Raw genomic sequence first — 24,890 nt, 5'->3', positions numbered from 1 at the left:
ACACCTTATTTAAGAAAGCTATCTAGTTCACACAAATTCTCCTTAATTAAATATACAAGATTTGAAAAAATTATGTCCAAAAAATCTTTGCTTGAATTGTCATATTATGTATAATATAGCTTATTTTATGTAATATGAATGTTCATCCAAGCCATGAATTTTGGGAAAGCGATTTAGAAGTTCCTGTTAACCTTTTATTAGATCGTTTTCAGGATTCTAATATACGTCAATCTTGGTTAGATTCCCTTTCTGGTAAACAACTGAGCATCACTTTTCAGCATTGCTTTAAAAAGCATTTGAATGGGCAACTTTTTCAGGACGGAGATTATGATGATAGATCCACTCAGCAAAAACGTAAGATACTTACCAGTTACTCTGACTCTCTTTTTAACTATTATCTCATTAGCTACTTTGATCGTACAAAGCTTGAGGCTACAGTCAGTGAAGTAGCAAGATTTGCCCTCACTCAAGAGTTAATGAGATCGTACCTAATAAAAAATAATACTAAGTACGATAAAAGATCCTTGTTGTTTTTACTATTTCACATAAATTGCGAACTTCTAAAATCTGTCTATCACTTTGATAAAGTACAAAAGAAAGGCTTCGTATCATTTGCTCTACAGAAACCACCAAGACAAATAAATACTTCATTTAAGGAATTTATGTCACAAGAATCCGTAGAGCAGATACTTAAGGATGATGAGCAGTTGCAGGGTTTTTTCCATCATCAAGATCGAATATATATGTTTGTACGTCGAGGAAGTGACATGGATTTACTGCTTAACTCAAATAAAGTTGTTCATGGTCATAAACCTGAGTGGATGATTTTAGATTTTTCGCTTGATGGCACTCAGGTTAATCTCTGTGCTAAAAATACTAACAAGGCTGTGGAAATAGCAAATAGTATTGCAAGTGGTTATTTTAACTGTGAATGTACTTTTGTAAATATACAAGATAAGAACTTTCCACTACAAGTGCATAAATTTCTTCAAGCATGTATAGAGGGTTCTGATCCTAATATTTGTATATTTGAGTTAAATTTTAAGTCAGATTATTTTAAGAATAGTAATACATATCTTACTTTAAGTGTAAAGCCGTATGATTCTATTGCACCAGAGTTACATATTTTAAAGCCATCTATTGGCAATATACTACAATCTATTCAATCAGCTAAAGTAATGTTCCAAAACAAAAAGGTAACATTTTCTTTCAAATCAAGTGGGGAAATTTATTATTCAGAGCATCCGCTCAATAAAAAAGAAAGAGAGGACCTGAAGAAACATATGGAACAATCTTATGGTCTTAAAATCCTTTCACGAGCAAATTGCTGATCTTTTAAGTTCAAATAGTTCTTGGGTTAATCCAAGTCAAAATCACATTAAAGCAGCAAGATACTTATTTGATCTTGGATTGATAAAAATGCAAGAAAGGTACTATATTGTTTGCTCTCGTGAAGAAGATCATCTTGATTGGCCAAATGTAATTGATCCAAGTTGTAGCAATGAGATTTTTATCGATCCAGACTTTGATGAAGCATGTGATGACGCTATTTGTGAAAACTGTTCTCGTCATATTTTGCCTAATACTTATAAAAAACAGAGATTTCATCTCTTATCCATATACTTAAATATAGAGAAAATCATAGACTGGTTTGAAACAAAGTTGAATGATTCAAGACTTATGTGGGGAAAAATGGAAAAAGGAGTTTATTATACTTGTGATCAAGGTCATATTGTAAATCTAATAATCCTTGATTTTTGTACTGATGCGATATTTTTAACCATAGATAAACTGAGAGTCCATCCGACAGTTCTCATTACTCTAAAAAAAGATATACCTAATCTATTATTGAGCCTATATGTAGTGCGAATGGTAGAACTGTTTTGCCAGTATAAGACTGTAACTGAGATATTCCAAGAGGCAGCTAAAAAAGGAGTACCAGAGGTAGTAGAAAATACTTCTTTGCAAGTTTTACCAGCTTCATATATTTCGCTTAAACGTGTTGAACCAATTGTGCCAATAAAGCTTTTGGAGTTACAGGTAGTTAAAGGTATGGTATATGTTAATAGCGTTGAAGTTATAAATAAAAAAGCTGCATCATGCCTTAATATTTTTCGAATATTGTTCAAGCAATTTTTACATGACTGTGAGAAAGAGTTACCACCTGAAAAACATACACTTCTCAATATTAATCAGTTAGAAAAACTCTTGGGACTTAGTTTAGAAGCAGATTTAGAACATCAAATCAGAAAACCATTAAATAAAATGCAAAGAACAATCAAAGCTACACTTGCTGAGAAATTAGGATTAAGTATTGAACGTGATGATGTAATACAAACCCTTGGTTGGCAAAGATCATCATATGGTTATCGTATTAACCCTTTTACTTTGACTATAAAAAAAGGGAATGTTCAAAAAAGTGTGTCAAAGCGAATTTTTAGTTCAACTCAATTTTTAACCTATCAGGAAAAAAGATATCAAGTTGAGATATAGTTAGAGCCCAATTAGGCAAAGCCATAGCCCATTTTTGCTCTATCTTTTTTATAGCACAATATACCAATTTGTACAAGGCATTTGTACTGGTAAATGAACCTTTGGTTTTAGTAAATTTTCTGATTTGTCTGTGCAACCCCTCAATTGGATTGGTGGTATAAATTAGCCTTCTAACAGGGCCAGAATACTTAAAATAACTAGACAAATTTTCCCAATTGTTTTGCCACGATTTTATGACTAAAGGATATTTTTCACCCCATTTTTCCTCCAGTTCAAGTAAATAATTTTCGGCGATTTCTCTACTTGTAGCACGGTATATTTTTTTCAAATCATTCATAAAAACTTTTATATCTTTGCTGGATACGTATTTTAGTGAATTTCTTATTTGGTGCACAATGCATAACTGTACCTCAGCATTGGGAAATACGCTATTTATAGCTGTAGGGAAGCTTTTCAGACCGTCAACACAAGCTATCAAAATGTCTTCTACTCCTCTCTCTTTTAAGTCATTTAATACGCCTAGCCAGAAGTTAGCTCCCTCACTTTCTGCTAAGTAAAAACCCAGTACTTCTTTTCTGCCATTTTGGTCTATTCCTAATATATTGTACATGCATTTACTTATGCAATGTCCATTCTCTTTGACCTTAAAAAACATCCCATCCATAAATACTATCGGGTATACTGATTGTAGGGGACGACTCCTCCATTCATTGATTATAGGCAGTAATTTATCTGTAATTCCAGATATCTCTGCTGCAGATATTTTATGGTCATAGATTTCTTCCACATAGGATGCTATATCCCTGTATCCCACACCGCTTGCAAACATGTTCAAGACCTTTGTTTCAAGTTCTGGATGTAAGCTTGTTTGCCTTTTTTTCACTATCTGTGGTTCGAAACTTCCCTCTCTATCTCTTGGTGTCAATAGTTCAAATACTCGTCTTCAAAGTTTTGCCATTCTTTCCGTTTCTTCGATTCTTTTCTTCTCTTTCATTGGATAAATGATGCTCTATTTCACCTTCTAGACTTGCTTCCAGCAGCCTTTTTACAAATGGTGTTAATGCTCCATCTCTCCCCATCAATGGTTTACCTTCCCTTATTGATGACAGTATATTTGCTTCCAGCTCTTTGTAATCTACCAGGCCAGTCGTTCCATTTTCTATTTTGTAACTCATATATCAAACCTCTATTTTTTGTTTCTATTTTATTTTTATTTCTCGGTTTGACACACTTTTTTGAACATTCCCTCTTTTTAAGTTAATTAATGTTAACAAGCCACGTCTGCCTGTAATCATGTTAATACCAAAATATAATGTAAGAGAAGAAATGGGCAGTGCTATGGTTAAATACAACAATTTTTGTTTCTTTCTAACCATGCTTCCATATGAAAAACATATGACATAAAAAGGAAAACAAAAAGCTAAGAACCTTGACGCGCTTTACATCTTGGCTTTACCTTATTTATAATATAAACCTTACCACCCCTTTTCACAACTTTACAATTTTTATCTCTGTTACGATGAGATTTTAGTGACCCTTTAACTTTCATATCTACAGTAAGAATAGAATTACCTTACATTATGATCACTGACAGAGAGTTAGTCAATTGATAAATTTTTCACATTTTATTAAAATACTGTATAATTGTTGCTGATACTTCTTCGATTGACCTTTGCGTGACATCAATAATTGGCCAATTATTTTGCTTAAAGAACTCCTCTGCTTCTTTAATTTCCTTTTCTACTTTTCTAGGGTCAGCATATATATTATTACCTTCATTATTAATTGAAGTCAGTCTATTTTTGCGTATTTCTATTAGCCTTCTTACGTCTATTGTTACTCCTATAGTCAGTTTATTTTTTAATTTTGCTAAGTCGACGTAAAAGGGTATCTCGCTAACAAAAGGAACATTTGCAACTTTATAGCCTCGGTAAGCTAAATACATACTGGTGGGAGATTTTGATGTGCGTGAAACTCCAACCAAAATTATATCGGCTTTATCAATATCTTGAATATTTTGTCCATCATCATGATTAATGGTATAGTTTATTGCCTCAATGCGCTGAAAATATTCGTTATTTATCTCAGCATGTAAGTCAAGTTTTTCGTCTTTTTCAATTTCAAGATAGGATGAGATTTCCCTAATAATGTGTGATAATATCGCTCTGTAGGGAATTTTTAGCTTTATACAATTATTTTTTAGATATTTTCTTAGCTCATCATTAGTAATAGTGCATATAACAAAATTATGCTCATCACTTTTTCTATTAATTTCCTCTAAAATTTTGTCAATCTGCTCTTCTCCTTTTACGAAAGACCAAACATATTCGATCGTTTCTACAGAACGAAAGTGTTTCAGAGCTGATTTTGCAACTGATATAACAGTTTCACCACTTGAATCTGACACTAAGTGTAGGTTAAGCTTTTTAAGGATCATCAACGTTATACTAAAAATAATAGCAAGCAATCTGCTACTGAAATTGTGCTAATTTATTATACTACGTAAATATAGAAAAACTATCTTGTTGATAAAACTCAAACTAATTGATAAATTCTTAACACAATTATTCTCAAAACGAATGTTTTTATTAAAGCCTACAAATTTCACTTCTTTTGCTAAAAAAGCTCTACCTTGGCTTGGGGTTATTTGTTTCGCATGTTTTTTAATTGGAATGTTCTTGGCATTATTCTTCTCCCCAGGAGATTATAAACAAGGAGAAATTGTACGAATTATGTATCTTCATGTGCCTTCTGCATGGCTTGCTCTTGGAATATACGGACTCATTGCATCACTCAGTTTCATTTCGTTGGTATGGAACAATAGTGTTGCTAGTGTCTTAGCACATGCCGCTGCTCCTGCAGGGACAGTCTTTTCGGCAATATGCTTAATCACAGGTAGCATCTGGGGAAAAGGAACATGGGGTACTTGGTGGGTATGGGATGCAAGGCTTACTTCAATGCTGATTTTGTTTTTTCTGTATGTTGGTTATCTTTCATTGTGGAGAGCTTTTGATAATCAAGCAAGAGCAGAGAAATCATCAGCAGTATTTGCCATTTTTAGTGCTATAAATATTCCCATAGTAAAATTTTCTGCGAATTTATGGTCTACTCTTCATCAGCCAGCAAGTATTTTTAGAAAAGGTGGAGTAGCAATAGAAGGTTCTTTACTGCTGCCACTCATTGCAATGTTTATATTTTGTACCACACTTTTTTTAGTAGTGTGGATACTTAATGCCCTTCATTTAATTAATTTGCAGAAGATAAAGAGAGAAATCAGCATGCGATATTAGGTATATAGTTCCAGAGTGTAATGTTGTGAACAGCTACGGAAATTAAAATGTAGAGCAATCATCAGCAGAGACTGAGTGGTATAAAAAAATAGCTGAAGAATGTAAAAAAGGAAGTGGTATAGATAAATCTGTTACCGATAGAGAAGGTGAAATTGATACGGGCGAACCTGTTACTGATGAAGGAGAGAATGAAAATGGAGAAATTACATCTCGAAAAGTAACCTCAGATTGTTCCAAGTATGAAAATTGTGGGCCATATTCTCATTTTTATAAAGTTGATAATAAGATAGGTTGTCAAGGTTTTAGTGCATCTGATTTACTAAAGGAATTATATCCTGAGATGTACAGTAATCCTAAGATTGCAAAATATATAGAAGAGGGAGCAAATGGTAATTATGGTGCAGTAAATTTTAAATTTGCCTTTACAGAGGATCTTAATTCAATATCCTGGCTTGGTAATATAGAATGTGAAAAATGTGTGGATGATCAAATAGAGTTAGCGTGTCAAGAAGAAGAGATTAAGAGTTTCTGTTACCCGAACGTTTACTATGGTAATCCAGAATTCAACAAGAGCTTTTTTTTCCAGAGGAGCATGTCCTAATCTCTTTAGAGAGTCCAGTGAAACAAGTGTTGTAAAAGCAAAACAAGTTGCACCATTGATACTTGTTAATACCTTAGGACAAATGATAGATAAAGAGGGTAATAACACTAAAGTATACTATGATGCATTGAAGCGTTATCTAAATGATGATAGTAAAATCAAGGATTGTGGAGATAATCAAAAGTGTAAGGATTATATTCCAATTATGGAGAAAGTTAGCATGGAATAGTGATAAGGAAGTACTATTAAAAACTGCTGTTAATAATACGCAAGAAGCAAATCCTTACTATTATGGAAATGAGGATAATTCTACTTCCGTTGAATTTGGTTCTATATAAGGCTGAATTTGTCTAATTTTTTCTACACTAGACACAATTTAGTCGTATCTGAACAAATACATAATCTATATAAAGAGGACGTAGGTACCATCTGTCCTTTTAAGGCATTTATGTCAATGATATGCGTAATCCATGATTTTAAACATGATGATCCTCCTAAGTAATACAAAAAAACTCAGAAAAATGTATATAGCTATGATAGAAGTTATCTATACATAAGTACAATATACTTTAACTAGAGATTATAGATTAATGAAGTTGAAAAGTCTGCAAACGAAGATAGATTTCGAGCTCTAGAATATCTTCACTATCAAAATAACAAAGCTGTCAAAATTTGTCAAGTAATTTTTATCGCAACTGTACAAACATTGCACAGGACAAATTTAAAATGCTGTAAAATGGTGTCTGTTCAGACGCATGTGAAACCAGTGCTTCTTTTCATCCCACTTCCATACGGCTAAACCCTTTTCATAATCTCCTATCTATCATTTCTTAAACCACTCCCCTGAACGGATACAATTAAATACATTTTTAACATTTTTATAGAAAACTATTAGTATAGATTTGTATGCTGCCCTCATGGCTATTTTAAAATGTTTAATACTCCTTTTCATTATTTCTTGTACACATCTACCTAACAAGCAACATTCTGTTAATATAGACAATTATAAGCACGATTATTCGTTGCAACAATATAATACTCCTTTGAAGAATAACGAACCAGCAATACCAGAAATGATACCTTTACCGGTAGAGTTTCCCGATCTTACAACCAGTAATCAGTTTCTTTCGATTAATGTTGATGAAAAAGTACCAGTAAAGGATTTACTGATTGAGATAGGAAAACTTTCTGACGTTAACTTAGACATAGATCCCAAAATATCAGGTAATATTATTTTAAAGCTAAAAGATAAGAACATAAACGAAGTAATTCAGAATATAGCCAACAGCGCCAAATTGCGTTACTCAATGAATAATGGTGTAATTAGAATTGAACAAGATTTGCCATATGCACAAAATTATTACGTAGACTTCATCAATATTCAACACTCTGCGCAAAGGAGTTTTATCATTGGTAACAATATTACCGACAGTGATGGTGATAGAAACTATATGAAATCTCAATATAGTAGTGATTTATGGAATTCATTAGAAAAAGGCTTAAATGCAATAATGGATGTTAACGGAGTAGATGATGGTGAGTTTCTTTCATCCAACAGAGAAGCTGGTGTCATTATTCTAAATGCTAGAAAAGATATTCACAAAGCTGTTGAAGAATATATTAATAAAGTTAAGAAATTGGCGTCTTCTCAAGTAATGATCGAGGCCAAAATAGTTGAAGTTTTATTAGACGATAAATACCTTTCTGGTATCAACTTAAATGATTTGCATAATGAAACCAAATCTATAACAAATCAAGGTAACTCTATTATTGACCTAGCAATTAACTCTAGTGTGAGTGATTTAGGAGATTTAGTAAAAATTTTAAATAAATTTGGCACTTCAACCGTAATTTCAAGCCCTAGAGTACATGCTATAAATAATCAGCAAGCAATGATTTCATTTACTAAAAACCATATCTATTTTACTTCCGATATACAGAAAGATACCGGAAACTCCAATCATGCCTTAATTACCAAGATGAATAGCACTCCAATAGGTGTGGTGTTAATAATCCACCCAAGCATTAACATTGATACTAATGAAATATTCATGGATATACATCCAACCTTATCAAGAATTAACGATTACACTAAAGACCCAAATATAGAATATGTCGCACAGCAGAATAAAATGAAATTAAATAGTGACATTCCAATTATTGAAACCAGAGAAATGCACTCTACGTTAAAAATTAAGAGCGGCGAAGTTATGGTAATTGGTGGGCTTATAGAGCATAGAAAAGATAACCAAAACTTATTGCATCAAAAGTCAAAAAAACTGGCTAAGACAGTAGAAACCGTCATCTTCCTGAAAGCAACAATCGTACCAACACTTGGTTTATTAGATATAAAAGATAGGAATTTATATATATATTAAACGTATCCGTTCAGGCAATGGCATCAACTTAAGGAAAGATGTTGGGGTTGCTATTATGATAAGAAGAGAGTATCAGAATGATAATTAAGACAGCTTAATCACAAATCTGTTGCGGTAAATTTAAGTTACTTTAGTCATATATTAAAGTTTTTAAACAGGTCTTAGTTTACTTACTTTATTGTTTTCTTTATTATCAAATATTGCTTTAAATAATATGGAGGAGCACATTGTCAGCAATTGCCGTTATTGATTTTGGTTCACAGTTTACACAGCTTATTGCAAGACAAATCAGGGAAATGGGCGTTTACTGTGAAATATTTCCAAGCAATATCGATTTCGAAACAGTATCAAAATTCAATGGATTTATTTTTTCTGGAGGACCGCAATCTGTAAATGACAATTGCTCTGAAGTAAGTGAAGTAGCACATAAAATTATAAAACTTAACGAAACAATAAACACTCCTATACTTGGAATATGTTATGGACAGCAACTCATTTGTCATTATTTCGGGGCAAAGGTAAGAAAAGAATTCAATCAGGAATTTGGCAAAACTAAAATCAAGATACTAAAAGAATCCCCAATTATAAAGGATACTTGGGACGTTAATTCCGAAGTCGATGTGCTAATGAACCATGCAGACAGTGTCGAAACTATACCGCAAGGATTTACTGCTATTGCCTCAGGTATAATAAATCAAACAATCGCAATAATTGCCAACGAACAGCGGAAGATTTACTGTACTCAGTTCCATCCTGAAGTTAAGCCTACGACAAATGGTAGTAAACTTCTCTCTAATTTCTTAGATATTGCAAATTGTGAGAGAGATTGGACAATGAAGTCATTCGTTGAAAAACAGAAGGAAAAAATTCAAAACTTAGTAGGGGAGAAAAAAGTAATTGCTGCAGTAAGTGGGGGGGTTGATTCAAGTGTTGCAGCAGTTCTTACACACAAAGCTATAGGAAAACAATTAAACTGTATTTTTATCGATACTGGGTTATTGCGTAAGAGCCAGACCACTGCTATGTTAAAAGAAATTCCAATAAATTACGTTGATAAATCAAACTTGTTTTTAAGTAGGTTAAGGGGAATAACTGATCCGGAAGAAAAGCGAAAAATTATCGGCAATACTTTTATCGAAGTATTTGAAGAAGAGGCAAAAAAAATAGGTGATGTGGATTTTTTAATGCAAGGCACCATTTACTCTGATGTAGTTGAATCAGGGCACGCTTCAGGAAACACTAGTACAATTAAATCTCATCACAATGTTGGTGGGTTGCCAGAAAAAATGAATCTGAAACTAGTAGAACCTTTACGCTATCTCTTTAAAGATGAAGTAAGGCTGCTTGGCAAAGAAATTGGGCTTTCAGATGAGATAATATTTCAACATCCATTTCCTGGGCCTGGACTTGCAGTGAGGATCATAGGTGAGGTTGATGAAGAAAAGGTACGAATATTGCAAGAAGTAGATGAAATATATATCAACACAATGAAAAATTATGATCTGTATGATAAAATATGGCAGGCTTTTGCTGTACTGTTACCAGTAAAAACTGTGGGAGTTATGGGAGATAATCGTACATACGGATATGTTTGCGCTTTAAGGGCTGTGACTTCATCTGATGGCATGACAGCTGATGCATTTCCATTTGAAAATAAAGATCAACATTCGTTAGTATTTTGGAGGTTTTTGCAAGACGTCAGTAGTATAATTGTTAACAAAGTTTCCGGAGTAAATCGAGTTGTGTATGATTTAACTTCCAAGCCACCAGCAACTATTGAGTGGGAGTAGCAATAATTTCATTCCAGTTTCAGCTACTCGAATCACACCAAAGAGGCTGCTTGCATAACTCAAATTTTAAGGAAAACTATTTAATGTCATTCCAGCGCGTGACGCTGGTTCCTGGATCCCAGTACTGGGATGACAACGAAGTTGAATGACACCACAGAGGCTACTTGAATCTAATTTACTATTCACAATCCCAGTTATTAGCTTGTTTTAATCAACTTTTTATCATAATCATGTAATAATTAAACATATCGTTTGATATTGAAGGTAAAATCATGACAAGAGAATATGAATCACTGAAAACAGTACTGAGGACGATTGAGGCTAAGAAAGATTTAAATAAAGATAATATAATTAAGAAAATACAAGAAGAACTAAAGAAACAGAATCAAGATCTATATCAAGAGTGGGAGAAAGGTAATTTTGATGTAAATCATGTATTTGATATTTACCCATACGAAAAGTGGACGTTATTAATTATAGCTGCTGAGAATGGTTACAAAAAGACAGTAGGGTTTTTAATCGGAGCAAAAGCAGATGTTAATGTGATAGATAAAAATGGGTGCACTGCTTTGTACTATCCTGCTTTGTATGGTTTCAAAGAGGTAGTAGAGGTTTTAATCGGAGCAGGAGCAGATGTTAATGTGAGAGATAAAAGTGGGTACACTGCTTTGCACTTTGCTGCTTACACAGAGATAGTAGAGGTTTTACTCAAAGAAGGAGCAAAAGTTAATGCAGTAGATAAAGATGGAAAGACTCCTTTAGATCATGCTAAGAGTCAAGACGTAGTAAAAGCTCTATTAGACGCAGGAGGAGGCTCTTTTGTAAAAGCGCGTAATAAAGCAAAGATTGCCGGTGGAGTAACTGGATTATTAGGCACTGCTATAGCAGTGGCACTTTTTACAACTGGAATAATTGCAGCTCAGTTGATACCTATCGTTATAGCAGTGGTTGCAGTTACAGCAGCAGCACTGGTAGTTGGTTGTGCTACATATGCATTGTTAAAGCCTAGTACTAAAGTTGGTGAAGCAGAAGAACCATCTGCCGTTTTAACAACAAATGAACAGCAAGGAGCTGCTTGACAGGAGCGCGTGACGCACAGCTGTATGAACATTATCTGTAGGATGCCAGTGTCTGGGCACTGGCATCCAGTTAAGTTGGTAAGCATAAAAGTAATGTAAAAATACAATGTTTTTGATGATGGAAAAATGGATCCCAGTGTCAAGCATTGGGATGACACCGAAGCTGAATGACACCTTCCTGCTAGAAAATGTTCGCACAGTTGTACGTCACGCACTGATTGGATTTTTGCTTCGTGTAAAATAGTTTCAAGGCTGTATTTTCTTTATTTTGCTTATAGCTTCCACAAGCAATGCAAACATAAATGAAGAATACAAACATGCTTTTGGTAGTTCTATGTGAAGCCCTTCAAGTGTTAGATATACACCGACGAGTAAAATAAATAGAATGGCAATTACTTTTAAGCTTGGGTTGGATTTTATTACCTGAGCGGTATAACTTGATGAAAATAGCATCGCTAGTATGGAAAATGTAAATGCTATGGCAATGATTATCATATTGTGAGTTAATGCTATGGCAGTTAATATCGAATCAACCGAAAAAACTAAATCTATTAATATAATTTGTAGCACAACTAAAAAAAATTGTGATTTAACATTTGCCTTTGTTTTATTCTCCTTATGTACAAAAATGTCGCTCCATAACTCCATAGAGCTTTTAACAATAAGGAATAACCCTCCTGCAATCATAAGTAAATCCTTTACTGAGATATCCAGAGATACAGTGTGAAATATAGGCTTTTGCATTGATAATATATATGATGTAAAAAATAGTATTACAAAACGCATCAATAGCGCCAAGCCAAAACCTATAAGGCGGGCTCTTTCTCTCAGCAGATTTGGCACCTTATCTATTGCTAGAGAAATAAAGATTAAATTGTCTATACCAAGTATAGTTTCAAGTAGCGTAAGTATCAATAAAGTCCAAGCATCAGCTAGCATTTTCATTCCAAAGTCAGATTTTGTACTTTACAATAGATGTGTAAAAATTAAGTAACTTCGCCTAGGTAATTAAAAAATCAGCCTTACCCGAAAAAGGAAGAGAAAAAAGGTCATTTTTATAATAAAAGTACTTTTATAAGAAGAATAATAAAATTAAAAATCTAACTCTCTTTACGAAAATTTTAAATAGATTATAAAATAGTTGTACCATGAAAGTATATGCCTTCTTTGTAGACTAAGATTTTTCTTTAAATTAAGATAGATACACGATAAAAGGAAATATGACAAAAGAATCATTAGCAAAAACTGATATAGTGAAAGTTGAAGATCAGAAAGCACCAAAGAGCTTTTTTAAGATACTAGGTGAAGTAGCAAACGCTGTAAGATCATGGGTTGGCAATATTAACCCTGATTTAAGTAGTAGTCGCGATGTCGATAGTTTAGTCTTGAAGATGAACGAATGCTTAAACCCAAAGGGGGGTGAAGTCTCAGCACGTAAGAACACCGTATCTCTTGGTAATTTGTACTTGAGTTTATCAGAGGCAGGTCAAATAAAATTTTTACAAACCCTGTCAGAAAAGTTCAATCCGGATAAAACGAAAATAGATGAAGAAATAAAAGTATATAAGAAAAATCAAGATTCTGAGTCGAGCTATAAGTTTGAACAAGACTTAATAAAAGTCCTTGAATCACCACGCTCTAAAATATTGAAGCAGTTTATCTCCTTACCAGAAGGTCTTAAGTTTATTGTTGATATGCGTTCTGATGTGCTTAAGCTAAAGAACCAATATGAAAATCTAAACCCACTAGAAAATGAATTAAAAAATATACTCTGTACTTTGGTTGATGTTGATCTACTTGATCTTCATCAAATCACCTGGGATTCACCTGCATCATTGTTGGAAAAACTTATAAAATATGAAGCTGTACATAAAATTTCTTCTTGGGGTGACCTAAAAAATAGGCTAGATTCTGATCGTCTCTGTTTTGCTTTCTTTCATTACAAAATACCAAACGAACCTCTAATTTTTGTAGAGGTTGCATTGATGAATGAGATTTCAGATAGTATTCAACACCTTTTGGATGAGTCAGTGCCCTCAAGTGACCCAAGCAGTGCAAGTACTGCTATATTCTATTCAATATCAAACACTCAAACTGGTTTATCTGGAATTAGCCTCGGTAACTTTTTAATAAAGAGAGTCGTAGAAAAACTATCGCAAGAATTTAAAAGCGTAAAAGTGTATGCAACTCTTTCTCCAGTTCCTGGATTTACAAAATGGCTAAAAAATCAAGACGTAGCTTTATTAGGTAAGCTTAATATAAAACAATCAGGTACAGAAATTTTAGAAAGCATAAAAACTAACATTGAATGCGAAAAACAGTCCCTACTGAAACTTTGTGCACATTATTTGCTAAAGGTTAAAAGCAGTGGTGGGGGTGCTTATGATCCAGTAGCACACTTTCATTTAAGCAATGGTGCATCAATCAAACAACTAAACTGGATGGCTGATACTTCTGAAAAAGGCATTAGTCAGTCAGCCGGAATAATGGTGAATTATCTGTATGAGCTGCCTAAAATAGATAACAATCATGAGAATTATATGATTAATAAAGTGGTTTCTCATTCAAAAAAAGTGTCAGCTATGTTAAAGGAATAATAGGAAGTGCGCAAGCATATAGAAAGTGCTAACATTCCCTAATGTTTATGTATATAATATTGAATAGTTTTATGAGGTAAAATGTATTAGTAGTGAGATATTAAAAAAAATAAAACAAAAAATACAAGATAGAGTAACACGTAAAGAACTGTACAGTGTCTTTACATATTCTGAAGAAATAAAGTCATTTAATGATTATGTTAGTAGTATTAAACGTGATGGAATAAACTCAGAGAAATCAAGTCTATTGAAAGATATTTATGAAGGCCTTAATTCTATGTTTACTAACATTGCTATCGACTGGGATAGCAATCGAGGTAGCCTAAGTAGTGAAAAAATTAATATACATTATCAAAACTTAGGGTCTATCTTAGAGATGGTAATCATAATTGAAGGATTGAAGACAGGATTGGGCCAAGCATACGTGATACTCGGCATTGATGAATCCACGTTAATTTGTGATATCGAATCACTTCAGAAAAAAATGGAAGAAAAGCTAAAAGGAATGCAACAACAAAATGAAGCAAGGCAAGAAGAATTAGAAAAGAAAATTGAAGAAAAGTTTAGAAAGTATATAGAAAACGGCACTATTGATGCAGTATCAATTGAAAAATATGATAATTGTAGTTTGTGTGATGCAGTAATCAATCTAAAAGACAACAGTAAAAGCATAAATATTGAGATAAGCGAGTTTTTAAATAATGATTTTCGTAAAAAAAACAATATTCATGAAATTCGTATTTTAAATGGCGATCAAGAAGAAGTTGTCTGTGGCTTTGTAGATAAAAATGGAGTGAGGTGTTATAATTTAGGTACTGCAGCTCAATATGGAATAAAGTTTAATTGGTATATAGATGAAAGGGAATTTATCATTATATTAAGTGCTAATAGCGATGGCACTATTAAAATAGCAAGTGATAAGCCAGATGATAAAGATTTAGAAGAAAATAAAGATGTAAGAATTAAAGTTGGTAATGATTACCTAAGCCTTGCTGATGCAGTAAAAACATGCAAGCAGGAAAAGAATGAGGCAAGTAGCAAACTGAGTCAACCATCAACTACTGAATACTTCCGACCAGTACAGACGCCAGCTTAATGTTTTCAGCAAAAAGGAAGATAAGTAATTGCTCTTGTAATACTTAAAATGTAAAATAGATCTACTTAAATAAGTAGATCTATGAACAATATAAGAAATTTTGCAATAATAGCACATATAGATCATGGGAAGTCAACTCTTGCTGATCGTTTGATAGAAGAATGTAACGGTCTTGAGACAAGGGAAATGACCAATCAGGTACTTGACTCAATGGATATAGAGCGTGAACGCGGAATCACAATCAAAGCACAAACGGTAAGACTCAATTACACTGCAAATAATGGTAATAAATATTGCCTCAACCTCATGGACACACCAGGTCATGTTGACTTTTCATATGAAGTCAGCCGAAGCTTAGCCGCATGTGAAGGCTCACTTTTGGTAGTAGATAGCAGCCAAGGAGTTGAAGCTCAGACTCTGGCAAATGTCTACAAGGCAATTGACAATAATCATGAGATAATAGTTGTGCTTAATAAAGTCGATCTTCCTGCTGCAGATCCAGAAAGGATAAAGCTTCAGATTGAAGAGGTAATCGGAATTGATGCAACTGAGTCAATTTTGATATCGGCAAAAACTGGTCTTGGGATAAAGGATGTACTTGAAGCTATAGTGACAAAACTTCCCGCTCCTCAAGGTGATACAAATGCTCCACTGCAAGCAATTTTAGTTGATAGTTGGTATGATCCTTACCTAGGAGTAGTAATTTTAGTGCGAGTTAAAAATGGAGTACTAAAAAAAGGCATGAGAATCGTTATGATGTCTAATAATGCTACATATCAGGTCGATAATATCGGTATTTTCACTCCTAAAAAAGTTATGACTGGTGAACTTTCAGCAGGTGAAGTTGGTTTTATAACTGCTTCAATGAAAGAAGTAGCAGACTGCAAAGTAGGAGACACTATTACTGAAGAGAAAAGGCCGTGCAGCAAGGCATTACCTGGCTTTAAAGAAGTACATCCTGTAGTATTTTGCAGTATTTTTCCCAATAACACAGATGATTTTAAATATTTAAGGGAAGCACTAGAAAAATTACATTTAAATGATGCTAGTTTTACATTTGATGCTGAAACGTCAAATGCCCTAGGTTATGGATTTCGTTGCGGTTTCTTAGGAATGCTACATCTTGAAGTCATTCAAGAAAGACTCGAAAGAGAATTTGATTTAGATCTAACAGCAACTGCACCGAGTGTTATATATAAAGTTGCAACACAAAATGGTAAAGTTTTAAATATCCATAACCCAAGCGATATGCCAGACCCTACAAAAATTGAAATAGTGGAAGAACCGTGGATCACTGCAACTATAATGGTACCTGATCAATATTTAGGAGAGATTCTATCTCTGTGTGAAGAGAGGAGAGGAGAACAGCAGGATTTATCTTATGTTGGTAATACGACAACAGCACTACTGAAGTATAAATTACCGCTGTCTGAGGTTGTTTTTGATTTTTACGATAGACTAAAATCAATTTCCAAGGGATATGCAAGTTTAGATTGGGAAATATCCGATTATCAGGAAAGTCAGATAGATAAATTAAGTTTTTTAGTTAATGGAGAACCTGTGGATGCGTTAGCCTGCATTGTTCATAAAAGCAGGGCAGAAAAAAGAGGCCGTGAAATATGTGCACGTTTGAAAGACTTGATACCACGCCAGCAATATAAAATCGCGATTCAAGCGGCAGTAGGCGGAAAAATTATTGCTAGAGAAACGATTAACCCGTATAGAAAAGATGTAACAGCCAAGCTCTATGGTGGAGACGTCACACGAAGGATGAAGCTGCTTGAAAAGCAGAAGAAAGGTAAGAAAAGATTGCATTCTGTAGGAAACATAAACATCCCACAAAATGCTTTTATTGAGGCTTTGAAAATAAATGATTAATATATATCCAAAAACATAAAGGGGAATGTTCAAAAAAGTGTGTCAAACCGAGAAATAAAAATAAAATAGAAACAAAAAATAGAGGTTTGATATATGAGTTACAAAATAGAAAATGGAACGACTGGCCTGGTAGATTACAAAGAGCTGGAAGCAAATATACTGTCATCAATAAGGGAAGGTAAACCATTGATGGGGAGAGATGGAGCATTAACACCATTTGTAAAAAGGCTGCTGGAAGCAAGTCTAGAAGGTGAAATAGAGCATCATTTATCCAATGAAAGAGAAGAAAAGAATCGAAGAAACGGAAAGAATGGCAAAACTTTGAAGACGAGTATTTGAACTATTGACACCAAGAGATAGAGAGGGAAGTTTCGAACCACAGATAGTGAAAAAAAGGCAAACAAGCTTACATCCAGAACTTGAAACAAAGGTCTTGAACATGTTTGCAAGCGGTGTGGGATACAGGGATATAGCATCCTATGTGGAAGAAATCTATGACCATAAAATATCTGCAGCAGAGATATCTGGAATTACAGATAAATTACTGCCTATAATCAATGAATGGAGGAGTCGTCCCCTACAATCAGTATACCCGATAGTATTTATGGATGGGATGTTTTTTAAGGTCAAAGAGAATGGACATTGCATAAGTAAATGCATGTACAATATATTAGGAATAGACCAAAATGGCAGAAAAGAAGTACTGGGTTTTTACTTAGCAGAAAGTGAGGGAGCTAACTTCTGGCTAGGCGTATTAAATGACTTAAAAGAGAGAGGAGTAGAAGACATTTTGATAGCTTGTGTTGACGGTCTGAAAAGCTTCCCTACAGCTATAAATAGCGTATTTCCCAATGCTGAGGTACAGTTATGCATTGTGCACCAAATAAGAAATTCACTAAAATACGTATCCAGCAAAGATATAAAAGTTTTTATGAATGATTTGAAAAAAATATACCGTGCTACAAGTAGAGAAATCGCCGAAAATTATTTACTTGAACTGGAGGAAAAATGGGGTGAAAAATATCCTTTAGTCATAAAATCGTGGCAAAACAATTGGGAAAATTTGTCTAGTTATTTTAAGTATTCTGGCCCTGTTAGAAGGCTAATTTATACCACCAATCCAATTGAGGGGTTGCACAGACAAATCAGAAAATTTACTAAAACCAAAGGTTCATTTACCAGTACAAATGCCTTGTACAAATTGGTATATTGTGCTATAAAAAAGATAGAGCAAAAATGGGCTATGGCTTTGCCTAATTGGGCTCTAACTATATCTCAACTTGATATCTTTTTTCCTGATAGGTTAAAAATTGAGTTGAACTAAAAATTCGCTTTGACACACTTTTTTGAACATTCCCAACATAAATTTAAAGAACTAAGTGATATTTTCTCAATAAATTTACTGACATTGATATGGGTAAATTTGAAATAGCTATGTGAATTTGTAAAACACTATATAAGATACCATACAACGAAATCATCCCAGTGTTAAACGCTGGGATGACAGAGAGCAGCTCAATTGCTCCACTCAATCAGTAAAAATCAGATATATGTAGACATTGGCTAAAACCATTCCAACAACATTTTAGTGAAACTTAACAAGCTTATCTATAGTTTTAGTGATGATTCTTGGAGTATTTGGAGAGACTTCTGAGCCCAGTCTATTTAACCGCTCTATAGCAAACCCGCTGTTCTCATTTATTATGAAATCACATAAAATATTTTCTATATCTTTAATAACACTTTCATGCTTTCTCAGAGGATGGTTATTCGGATATCTATGAATGGTTTTGATGCTAGAATACTCAACGAAAGCTTGATCTTTAAAAGCAAGTTGTCTCAATTTCTCTTTGAATTTTTCTTCTTCATCTCTTGCTAAAAGGCAAGACTTTATCAGTGATTTTATAATCGAGTTTATAGCCTGATGTATTTCAGAATGCACTATAACTTTGATGATATTTTCTTCCACTATGCAATCATAAGTGCTTTTTTCGCTCTTTAATGACTCTATAAGCATTTTGCTATTTTGCGAATTCAATTCCAGATTCTCTTCACTTATAGGAGTCATTATAAAGGTATTCTTATTTACCCTGATGTAAAATTGTGGCAACCCTTTAGAACAGGCAAATGCTACATCCTTAGACTCAAGTGCGTGATTGTATGAAGAAGAAAGGGTGCTTGCTATAACGCTACTTGGTACTTTCATTCCATGATTACTTAGGTGATTTAACACATTCTCAACATCATGATATGTAAAACCTGTATCTTTTATCAATTCAACAACTTCTATGCAATTGTGTTGTTTATACTCTATTGTCACTTCTTCTGTAAAAAGAGTTTTAGCTGCTATATGCTTATCAAGCACTGTGAAAATCTTGATGAAACTCTCTAAATCTTGTTTGTTAATTAATTCAATACTAATTAAGTTTTTGCTAACAATTATAATATTTTTTATCATTTTTTCCCACTAAAAAAACTCACTAGATGAATTGTATTTTTAATTCATTAAAAATTGTTTAAAGTGGGTATGCCAGCAACAGTAAGACAAAAAAATCACATAAAATCTTCATTATGTATTATATTACATCCCTCGTGTTCATCACTGCCGCTTGTGTAAGCTGTTGCATTAATGCTATCTTCATTGTTATTTAACATATTATCCAACTTTCCTTCTTTTTCAAGATCCATCAATTTGTCACATCCAGCAATATGATGTACATAATCACCATTTTCATCAGTAATAAAAATTTGTGGAACTGTCCTGACGTTATATTTTGATTTTATACCGTCAAACAAATCCGAGTTTCTAAGTACATCAATTTCTTCGTATTTCACACCTTTTTCATCCAATAACTCTTTTGCTTTCTTGCAGAATGGGCAGTACTTCTTCACATATATTACAACTTTTCCTTTAGTGTTTTTCACGATTTATCTCCATAGTTTATAAAATACAACTATTATATATAAAAAATATATATAAAATATCAAATTGTATGAAAATTATTTACAACTGTGAGCAAGGGATAAAAGATAATGTGGCACTAACTTTCGGAAATTTCGATGGCGTTCATTTAGGACATAAGTTTGCAATTTCCAATCTAAAGAATGTAGCACAAGAAAGAGGATTACCCTCTGCAGTTTTAACTTTTGAGCCTCACCCATCAACTGTTTTATTTAGTAGGAACAATTTTAGGTTAATAGATCAAGAACAAAAAAAGGAACTAATCAGCAGCTATGGTATAGATTACTTGTATATTATTAATTTTAGTAGAGGTTTTTCTGAGGTTAGCTGCGATGACTTTATTGGTAAGATTTTGGTAAAGAAGTATGGTGCTAAACATATAACTGTTGGAGAAAGTTGTACTTTTGGTCACAAACGATTGGGTAACATATTAACTCTAGAAAAATATTCTCAGATGTATGAATATTCTTTAACTAAATTAGAGCCATTGATAATCGATAGAAAAATTTGCTCTTCTTCCTCAATCAGGGAGTGTTTACAAAAAGGAGAAATAGAAATTGCTAATAAATTGCTTGGTAGGTCTTATCAAGTTTCTGGTATTGTAACAAAAGGTGCATGTAGAGGTAGAGAAATAGGGTTTCCAACCATAAACATTCCGATAGAAGATTACATGATAAAACCTAAGTTTGGTACATATTACGCCAAAGTTGCATTTTCTGAAAATAGTTCAAGTTGGCTATATGGAGTAGTCAACATTGGTATGAGACCTACATTTAAGGACTTAAAAAAACCTATAGTAGAAATGCATATATTTGACTTCAACGAAAATGTATACAATTTTAAGGTTGATATACAACTTTTAAAATTTATTAGGGCAGAAAAAAAATTCCATAGTATTAACGAGTTAACAAAACAGATAGATCGTGATATAATGAAGGCTTACCAGTTAAAGATAAATTTATGAAAAGGATATGTTTAGTTATTATATTGATTATAGTATCATTCGATCAAACAAGTAAATTGTATATAAACTCTTTGATTGATGAGGGGGAGTCAATCGAGATTACTAGTTTTATGAAATTAGTTGAAGTTTGGAATTCAGGAATTAGCTTTGGAATGTGTAGTACTCTGCCGCATGGCAGCTTCTTTTTTTCAGCATGTTCAATATTAATAATTGGTATACTTGCATACTTGATATATAAATCTAATGATAAGTCAATTTACCTTAGTTTTTCTCTGATGATTGGTGGAGCGATCGGAAATGTAATTGATAGAATCTATTGGGGAGCTGTATATGACTTCATATATTTTCATATCAATGATTGGTATTGGCCAGCCTTTAATTTAGCAGATCTATCTATAGTTTGTGGAATGTGTACATTGTTATATAAGTGGTATATATATGATAGGTCTATCTCTAAGCAAAATGAGGAATGAAATAATGCTTCGCAAATTCTTTAGTTTTTTTATACTATCTGTGTTTTTTTTCATTTGTCCGATTTCTTTGGAAGCTGAAATCATAAAGCATGCTAAGCTCAGTAACGGATTGGATGTTTATGTAGTACCTAATCACCGAATTCCAGCTGTTTTTCATGCAATAATATATAAAGTTGGGGGAATGGATGACCCAATTGGCAAAGCAGGCTTGGCTCACTACTTTGAACACTTAATGTTTGAAACTACAGGAAAATTTAAAGACATAGAATCCACTTTGGGCAGCATTGGGGCCCAATTTAATGCTTTTACCACTAAAGAATACACCTGCTACTACGAATTAGTTCTCAAAAAAGATTTACCACTAGCAATGGAAATTGAAGCAGATAGAATGGGCAATTTTGATGTTACTCAAGACAAAATAGATAGAGAAAAAAATATCGTATTAGAAGAAAGAAAGATGAGATTTGATAATAATCCTGAAGCTTTACTATGGGAGGAAATGAACAGTGCATTTTATCGTAATGGCTATGGTAGGTCTGTTATTGGTTGGGAGAGCGATATTAAAACTTACAATCAAGATGACATAACAAGGTTTCATGATAACTATTATCATCCAGGTAATGCTATACTGCTCGTTGTTGGTGATGTAGAATTTGAAGAAGTAGCGGGATTAGCAAAGGAAAAATATGGTGCAATTAAAGCTGAGCCTGTAGTTAAGCATTATCCGAACCAAGATTCAATACATAATGCAGATATATCGGTAATTTTAGAAAGCACTGAAGTAAAAGAGCCAGTTTTATACTTTCGCTATAGTGTTCCTTTATTTGAGCAAATAAGTGAAACTTTTCCTGTTGATTTGGCAGTTGATGTTTTGGGGAATGGCAAGTCTAGTAAGCTATATAAAGATTTAGTTCTAGATAAGAATGTAGCAGTAGAAGTGTTTGCTTATTATAATAGCTTAGCTTTTAGTAATGGTTACATTGAGATTCGGGTAACTCCAAAAAGCGGGGTGAATTTGGATGCTGTTGCAAGAGAGTTAGAAAATTCTATTAATCACTTTAACTCTGAAGGAATAACAAGTGAAGAGTTGCAAAGTACAAAGTCTAAATACAAAGCAGCACAGCTTGATAATCTATCTGATTTAACTAATATAGCAATGTTTTATATACCACGTCTAGCACTAGGTATTCCACTTGATGAAATAGACATTTCATATAGCAAAATTAATGATGTCAATCTAGAGGATGTAAATAATAAAGTTCACGCTATCTTTTCTACTAATAAATTAGTTGGTCGTTTGCTACCAAAAGGAGGTAATAATGAAGATAAGTAAATATGTATTTCTATTTTTTTTCTGTCTAGGCTTTAATTTGCAAGCAAGCAGTCACTTAAATATAGAGGAGGTTACTACTAATAAAGGATTTAAGTTTTTATTTGTTGAAAACCATGATCTACCAAAAGTTTCACTTAATATATCATTCAAAGATGCAGGTTGTGTGTATGAAAGTGCAGAAAAGCAGGGGCTTGCTTGGTTTACTTCTCTTGTAATTCAAGAAGGAGCAGGAAAAAATGATGCCAAAGATTTTGCGAAAAAGCTTGAGGATAAAGGAATTAGTTTAAATTTTACTGCTGGTTTAGAAGCATTTAGGGTTTCATTAAACACTTTATCTGAGAATCTAGAGGATGCAATTTCACTACTGAGTGATGCTATAATGCGCCCTAAAGTTGATCCTGAGGGGTTAAATAGAGTATTCGAAAAAGTCAAAGTAAACTTTAATAATTTTGAAAAAGACCCTTATTTTATTGCTGCAAAAGAGTTAGATACATTGTTGTTCAAAAAACATCCTTACTCAAGAGATCCATATGGAACTCTAGACACTATAATGAACATTACTAGAGACGATGTTTTAACATACATAAAGCGTAGTTTTACTAAGGATAATATCGTTATTAGTATTGTTGGTTGTGCAACAAAAGAAGAAGTTAGTACGCTGCTCGATAAATATTTATCTAAGTTACCATCAAAAAGATCGAAAGTTAGGAAGGTATCTGTAAAAAATGAATTTGGGCCTGCAGAAAGTAAGAGCGTTTTTATGGATATACCACAGAGTGTAATACTTTTTGCTCAAAAAGGCATAGCATATGAAGACCCTAATTACTATAATGCTAGTGTTTTGATTAATGCGCTTGGTGGTATGAGTCTAAACTCAATACTGATGAAAGAGTTGAGACAAAATCTAGGTATTACTTATGGTGTTAGTGCACGTAATGTTCCTAATAAGCATGGAAATATTATATCTGGATTTATGAGTACTGATAGTTCCACTGCTAGCAAAGCTATATCAGCAGTAAAAGATACATTTAGCAGAATAAAAGAGGAAGGAATTGACGAACAATTATTCAAGGATGCAAAAACCAGTTTAGTAAATAACCTTATCTTCTCTTTTCTATCCAATAATGCGAATACAGCAACGTTACTGGATAGTATGCAGATAGATGATCGTGATATTAACCATATAAATAATTATGCAAATATCATTAATGATGTTCAATTGGAAAAAGTAAACAAGCTGGCAAGTTCTTTACTGAATCCTGAAAATTTATTTTTTGTTGAAGTTGGAAGAAACGCTCAAGGTCAATAGTTAATACCTTCTACTATTGATCTTACTGCTTTTACATAACACTTATGCTCTTCAGCTAGAATGCGCTCTGAGAGACTGTGAACATCATCATTTGGTAACACTGGAACAGTAGCTTGAGCGATTATGGCTCCAGCATCAATTTCAGGAGTAACATAATGCACAGTACATCCTGTAATTTTTACACCCGCTTTCAGAGCTTGCTCCTGAGCATTTAGGCCCTTAAATGACGGAAGTAAAGAGGGATGAATATTTATAACTTTGTTATGCCATTTATTCAGGAAATTGGCCTTTATAATTCTCATAAACCCTGCAAGGCAAATTAAATCAACCTTATGTTGAACAAGTATTTCATGAATTTTATCAGTATCAAGTGGCTTATCTTCAACAACAAACGCTGAAACTCCTGCTTGCTTTGCTATTTTAAGGCCTCCAGCTTCACTATTATTTGTGATAACACACACAGTTTCAGCAGGGAAATTCTGATCTTGACATGCTTCTATTAAAGCCTGCATGTTTGATCCTCTACCTGAAATTAGTATTCCGAGTTTTATCTTTTTCATTTTAGTGCAGCCGTAAGAATGGATATTAATAAAATAGCTCAAAAGGAAAGTTTATTTTAGAATAAATACTATTGTGTAGCAATATTT

21 protein-coding genes and 2 pseudogenes are annotated in these 24,890 nt (G+C 33.3%); 16 read left to right on the top strand and 7 right to left on the bottom strand.

The features are described 5' to 3' along the window. Positions 1–134 precede the first annotated feature (134 nt). Positions 135–1,331 (top strand): hypothetical protein, encoded by a 1,197-nt coding sequence (locus tag ACQH21_RS02945; protein ID WP_425384003.1) that lies wholly within the window; start codon positions 135–137, stop codon positions 1,329–1,331. Continuing rightward, positions 1,297–2,493 carry a hypothetical protein gene (locus ACQH21_RS02940; protein WP_425384002.1) on the top strand — a complete coding sequence of 399 codons (1,197 nt, stop codon included), beginning with the start codon at positions 1,297–1,299 and terminating at the stop codon, positions 2,491–2,493. The genes ACQH21_RS02945 and ACQH21_RS02940 overlap by 35 nt, the downstream gene beginning before the upstream one ends. Here the strand turns inward: ACQH21_RS02940 and ACQH21_RS02935 are convergent. From ACQH21_RS02935 to ACQH21_RS02925, 3 genes and pseudogenes are all read right to left on the bottom strand, one after another. After that, a pseudogene (locus ACQH21_RS02935) lies at positions 2,438–3,668 on the bottom strand (IS256 family transposase). The gene ACQH21_RS02940 and the pseudogene ACQH21_RS02935 overlap by 56 nt on opposite strands. A 245-nt stretch (positions 3,669–3,913) precedes the next feature. Next, entirely contained in the window at positions 3,914–4,042 is a 129-nt protein-coding gene (gene ykgO, locus ACQH21_RS02930; protein WP_006015378.1) for a type B 50S ribosomal protein L36, read from the bottom strand. Between the two features lie 69 nt (positions 4,043–4,111). Beyond that, on the bottom strand, positions 4,112–4,930 hold the full coding sequence (locus ACQH21_RS02925; protein WP_010402159.1) for a pyruvate, water dikinase regulatory protein: 819 nt from the start codon (positions 4,928–4,930) through the stop codon (positions 4,112–4,114). Between the two features lie 142 nt (positions 4,931–5,072). Between ACQH21_RS02925 and ccmC the strand changes: the two genes are divergently transcribed. From ccmC to ACQH21_RS02895, 6 genes are all read left to right on the top strand, one after another. Next, complete coding sequence (gene ccmC / locus ACQH21_RS02920; RefSeq protein ID WP_425384544.1) at positions 5,073–5,783, top strand: heme ABC transporter permease CcmC; 711 nt, start codon at positions 5,073–5,075, stop codon at positions 5,781–5,783. Positions 5,784–6,123: 340 nt separating this feature from the next. Next, on the top strand, positions 6,124–6,384 hold the full coding sequence (locus ACQH21_RS02915; protein WP_425384466.1) for a hypothetical protein: 261 nt from the start codon (positions 6,124–6,126) through the stop codon (positions 6,382–6,384). Then, the gene (locus ACQH21_RS02910; protein WP_425384465.1) at positions 6,332–6,613 is read left to right on the top strand and encodes a hypothetical protein; all 282 of its coding nucleotides are present in this window, start codon (positions 6,332–6,334) and stop codon (positions 6,611–6,613) included. Before ACQH21_RS02915 ends, ACQH21_RS02910 begins: the two co-directional genes overlap by 53 nt. A 673-nt stretch (positions 6,614–7,286) precedes the next feature. Further along, on the top strand, positions 7,287–8,762 hold the full coding sequence (locus ACQH21_RS02905) for a type II secretion system protein GspD (RefSeq protein WP_264377143.1): 1,476 nt from the start codon (positions 7,287–7,289) through the stop codon (positions 8,760–8,762). Positions 8,763–8,989: 227 nt separating this feature from the next. After that, positions 8,990–10,552 carry a glutamine-hydrolyzing GMP synthase gene (guaA, locus tag ACQH21_RS02900; RefSeq protein ID WP_425384464.1) on the top strand — a complete coding sequence of 521 codons (1,563 nt, stop codon included), beginning with the start codon at positions 8,990–8,992 and terminating at the stop codon, positions 10,550–10,552. A 272-nt stretch (positions 10,553–10,824) separates the two neighbouring features. Next, on the top strand, positions 10,825–11,631 hold the full coding sequence (locus ACQH21_RS02895) for an ankyrin repeat domain-containing protein (protein WP_425384463.1): 807 nt from the start codon (positions 10,825–10,827) through the stop codon (positions 11,629–11,631). Between the two features lie 246 nt (positions 11,632–11,877). Here the strand turns inward: ACQH21_RS02895 and ACQH21_RS02890 are convergent, their stop codons facing one another. Beyond that, on the bottom strand, positions 11,878–12,570 hold the full coding sequence (locus tag ACQH21_RS02890; RefSeq protein ID WP_029237607.1) for a TerC family protein: 693 nt from the start codon (positions 12,568–12,570) through the stop codon (positions 11,878–11,880). Positions 12,571–12,851: 281 nt separating this feature from the next. On the opposite strand from ACQH21_RS02890, the gene ACQH21_RS02885 reads away from it, so the two are divergent. The 4 genes and pseudogenes from ACQH21_RS02885 (at position 12,852) to ACQH21_RS02870 (ending at position 18,526) form a co-directional block, all read left to right on the top strand. Beyond that, positions 12,852–14,228 carry a malonyl-CoA decarboxylase gene (locus ACQH21_RS02885; RefSeq protein WP_425384462.1) on the top strand — a complete coding sequence of 459 codons (1,377 nt, stop codon included), beginning with the start codon at positions 12,852–12,854 and terminating at the stop codon, positions 14,226–14,228. 277 nt (positions 14,229–14,505) lie between these two features. Continuing rightward, positions 14,506–15,324: a hypothetical protein gene (locus tag ACQH21_RS02880; RefSeq protein WP_265042140.1), complete on the top strand. Its 819-nt coding sequence runs from the start codon at positions 14,506–14,508 to the stop codon at positions 15,322–15,324. Between the two features lie 81 nt (positions 15,325–15,405). Further along, positions 15,406–17,202: a translation elongation factor 4 gene (gene lepA / locus ACQH21_RS02875; RefSeq protein WP_264687177.1), complete on the top strand. Its 1,797-nt coding sequence runs from the start codon at positions 15,406–15,408 to the stop codon at positions 17,200–17,202. Positions 17,203–17,295: 93 nt separating this feature from the next. Beyond that, positions 17,296–18,526 (top strand): annotated as a pseudogene (locus ACQH21_RS02870) (IS256 family transposase). A gap of 261 nt (positions 18,527–18,787) precedes the next feature. Here ACQH21_RS02870 and ACQH21_RS02865 read toward each other — a convergent pair. Both ACQH21_RS02865 and ACQH21_RS02860 read right to left on the bottom strand, forming a co-directional pair. Next, positions 18,788–19,660: a hypothetical protein gene (locus ACQH21_RS02865; protein ID WP_007301937.1), complete on the bottom strand. Its 873-nt coding sequence runs from the start codon at positions 19,658–19,660 to the stop codon at positions 18,788–18,790. A gap of 95 nt (positions 19,661–19,755) precedes the next feature. Continuing rightward, on the bottom strand, positions 19,756–20,127 hold the full coding sequence (locus ACQH21_RS02860) for a glutaredoxin (RefSeq protein ID WP_006015443.1): 372 nt from the start codon (positions 20,125–20,127) through the stop codon (positions 19,756–19,758). A gap of 68 nt (positions 20,128–20,195) precedes the next feature. Between ACQH21_RS02860 and ribF the strand changes: the two genes are divergently transcribed. The 4 genes from ribF to ACQH21_RS02840 are packed head-to-tail and all read left to right on the top strand — an operon-like array spanning position 20,196 to position 24,243. Further along, complete coding sequence (gene ribF / locus ACQH21_RS02855; protein WP_064085258.1) at positions 20,196–21,128, top strand: riboflavin biosynthesis protein RibF; 933 nt, start codon at positions 20,196–20,198, stop codon at positions 21,126–21,128. After that, positions 21,125–21,601 carry a signal peptidase II gene (gene lspA, locus ACQH21_RS02850; protein ID WP_007301940.1) on the top strand — a complete coding sequence of 159 codons (477 nt, stop codon included), beginning with the start codon at positions 21,125–21,127 and terminating at the stop codon, positions 21,599–21,601. The genes ribF and lspA overlap by 4 nt, the downstream gene beginning before the upstream one ends. 4 nt (positions 21,602–21,605) lie before the next feature. Then, entirely contained in the window at positions 21,606–22,934 is a 1,329-nt protein-coding gene (locus tag ACQH21_RS02845) for a M16 family metallopeptidase (RefSeq protein ID WP_064085260.1), read from the top strand. Next, positions 22,921–24,243 carry a M16 family metallopeptidase gene (locus tag ACQH21_RS02840; RefSeq protein ID WP_139686396.1) on the top strand — a complete coding sequence of 441 codons (1,323 nt, stop codon included), beginning with the start codon at positions 22,921–22,923 and terminating at the stop codon, positions 24,241–24,243. The genes ACQH21_RS02845 and ACQH21_RS02840 overlap by 14 nt, the downstream gene beginning before the upstream one ends. Here ACQH21_RS02840 and purN read toward each other — a convergent pair. Then, positions 24,237–24,803: a phosphoribosylglycinamide formyltransferase gene (gene purN, locus ACQH21_RS02835; RefSeq protein WP_007301943.1), complete on the bottom strand. Its 567-nt coding sequence runs from the start codon at positions 24,801–24,803 to the stop codon at positions 24,237–24,239. The two genes, ACQH21_RS02840 and purN, sit on opposite strands and share 7 nt — an antisense overlap. Between the last annotated feature and the right edge of the window lie 87 nt (positions 24,804–24,890).

Source organism: Wolbachia endosymbiont (group B) of Eupithecia inturbata, from assembly GCF_964030915.1.
Classification (GTDB): Bacteria; Pseudomonadota; Alphaproteobacteria; order Rickettsiales; family Anaplasmataceae; genus Wolbachia.
The sequence above is the reverse complement of the archived record's forward strand: the minus strand, read 5'-3'. Positions and strand labels throughout refer to the sequence as shown.

What these genes read in the sequence shown, in the direction of transcription:
- ACQH21_RS02890 (WP_029237607.1), bottom strand. Translation starts at nt 12,570, where the DNA reads ATGCTAGCTGATGCTTGGACTTTATTGATACTTACGCTACTTGAAACT.
- ACQH21_RS02880 (WP_265042140.1), top strand. Translation starts at nt 14,506, where the DNA reads ATGTTTACTAACATTGCTATCGACTGGGATAGCAATCGAGGTAGCCTA.
- ACQH21_RS02840 (WP_139686396.1), top strand. Translation starts at nt 22,921, where the DNA reads ATGAAGATAAGTAAATATGTATTTCTATTTTTTTTCTGTCTAGGCTTT.
- ACQH21_RS02915 (WP_425384466.1), top strand. Translation starts at nt 6,124, where the DNA reads ATGTACAGTAATCCTAAGATTGCAAAATATATAGAAGAGGGAGCAAAT.
- purN (WP_007301943.1), bottom strand. Translation starts at nt 24,803, where the DNA reads ATGAAAAAGATAAAACTCGGAATACTAATTTCAGGTAGAGGATCAAAC.
- ACQH21_RS02845 (WP_064085260.1), top strand. Translation starts at nt 21,606, where the DNA reads ATGCTTCGCAAATTCTTTAGTTTTTTTATACTATCTGTGTTTTTTTTC.
- ccmC (WP_425384544.1), top strand. Translation starts at nt 5,073, where the DNA reads ATGTTTTTATTAAAGCCTACAAATTTCACTTCTTTTGCTAAAAAAGCT.
- ACQH21_RS02940 (WP_425384002.1), top strand. Translation starts at nt 1,297, where the DNA reads ATGGTCTTAAAATCCTTTCACGAGCAAATTGCTGATCTTTTAAGTTCA.
- lepA (WP_264687177.1), top strand. Translation starts at nt 15,406, where the DNA reads ATGAACAATATAAGAAATTTTGCAATAATAGCACATATAGATCATGGG.
- lspA (WP_007301940.1), top strand. Translation starts at nt 21,125, where the DNA reads ATGAAAAGGATATGTTTAGTTATTATATTGATTATAGTATCATTCGAT.
- ACQH21_RS02910 (WP_425384465.1), top strand. Translation starts at nt 6,332, where the DNA reads ATGGTAATCCAGAATTCAACAAGAGCTTTTTTTTCCAGAGGAGCATGT.
- ACQH21_RS02925 (WP_010402159.1), bottom strand. Translation starts at nt 4,930, where the DNA reads ATGATCCTTAAAAAGCTTAACCTACACTTAGTGTCAGATTCAAGTGGT.
- ACQH21_RS02895 (WP_425384463.1), top strand. Translation starts at nt 10,825, where the DNA reads ATGACAAGAGAATATGAATCACTGAAAACAGTACTGAGGACGATTGAG.
- ACQH21_RS02885 (WP_425384462.1), top strand. Translation starts at nt 12,852, where the DNA reads ATGACAAAAGAATCATTAGCAAAAACTGATATAGTGAAAGTTGAAGAT.
- ACQH21_RS02865 (WP_007301937.1), bottom strand. Translation starts at nt 19,660, where the DNA reads ATGATAAAAAATATTATAATTGTTAGCAAAAACTTAATTAGTATTGAA.
- ykgO (WP_006015378.1), bottom strand. Translation starts at nt 4,042, where the DNA reads ATGAAAGTTAAAGGGTCACTAAAATCTCATCGTAACAGAGATAAAAAT.
- ACQH21_RS02945 (WP_425384003.1), top strand. Translation starts at nt 135, where the DNA reads ATGAATGTTCATCCAAGCCATGAATTTTGGGAAAGCGATTTAGAAGTT.
- ribF (WP_064085258.1), top strand. Translation starts at nt 20,196, where the DNA reads ATGAAAATTATTTACAACTGTGAGCAAGGGATAAAAGATAATGTGGCA.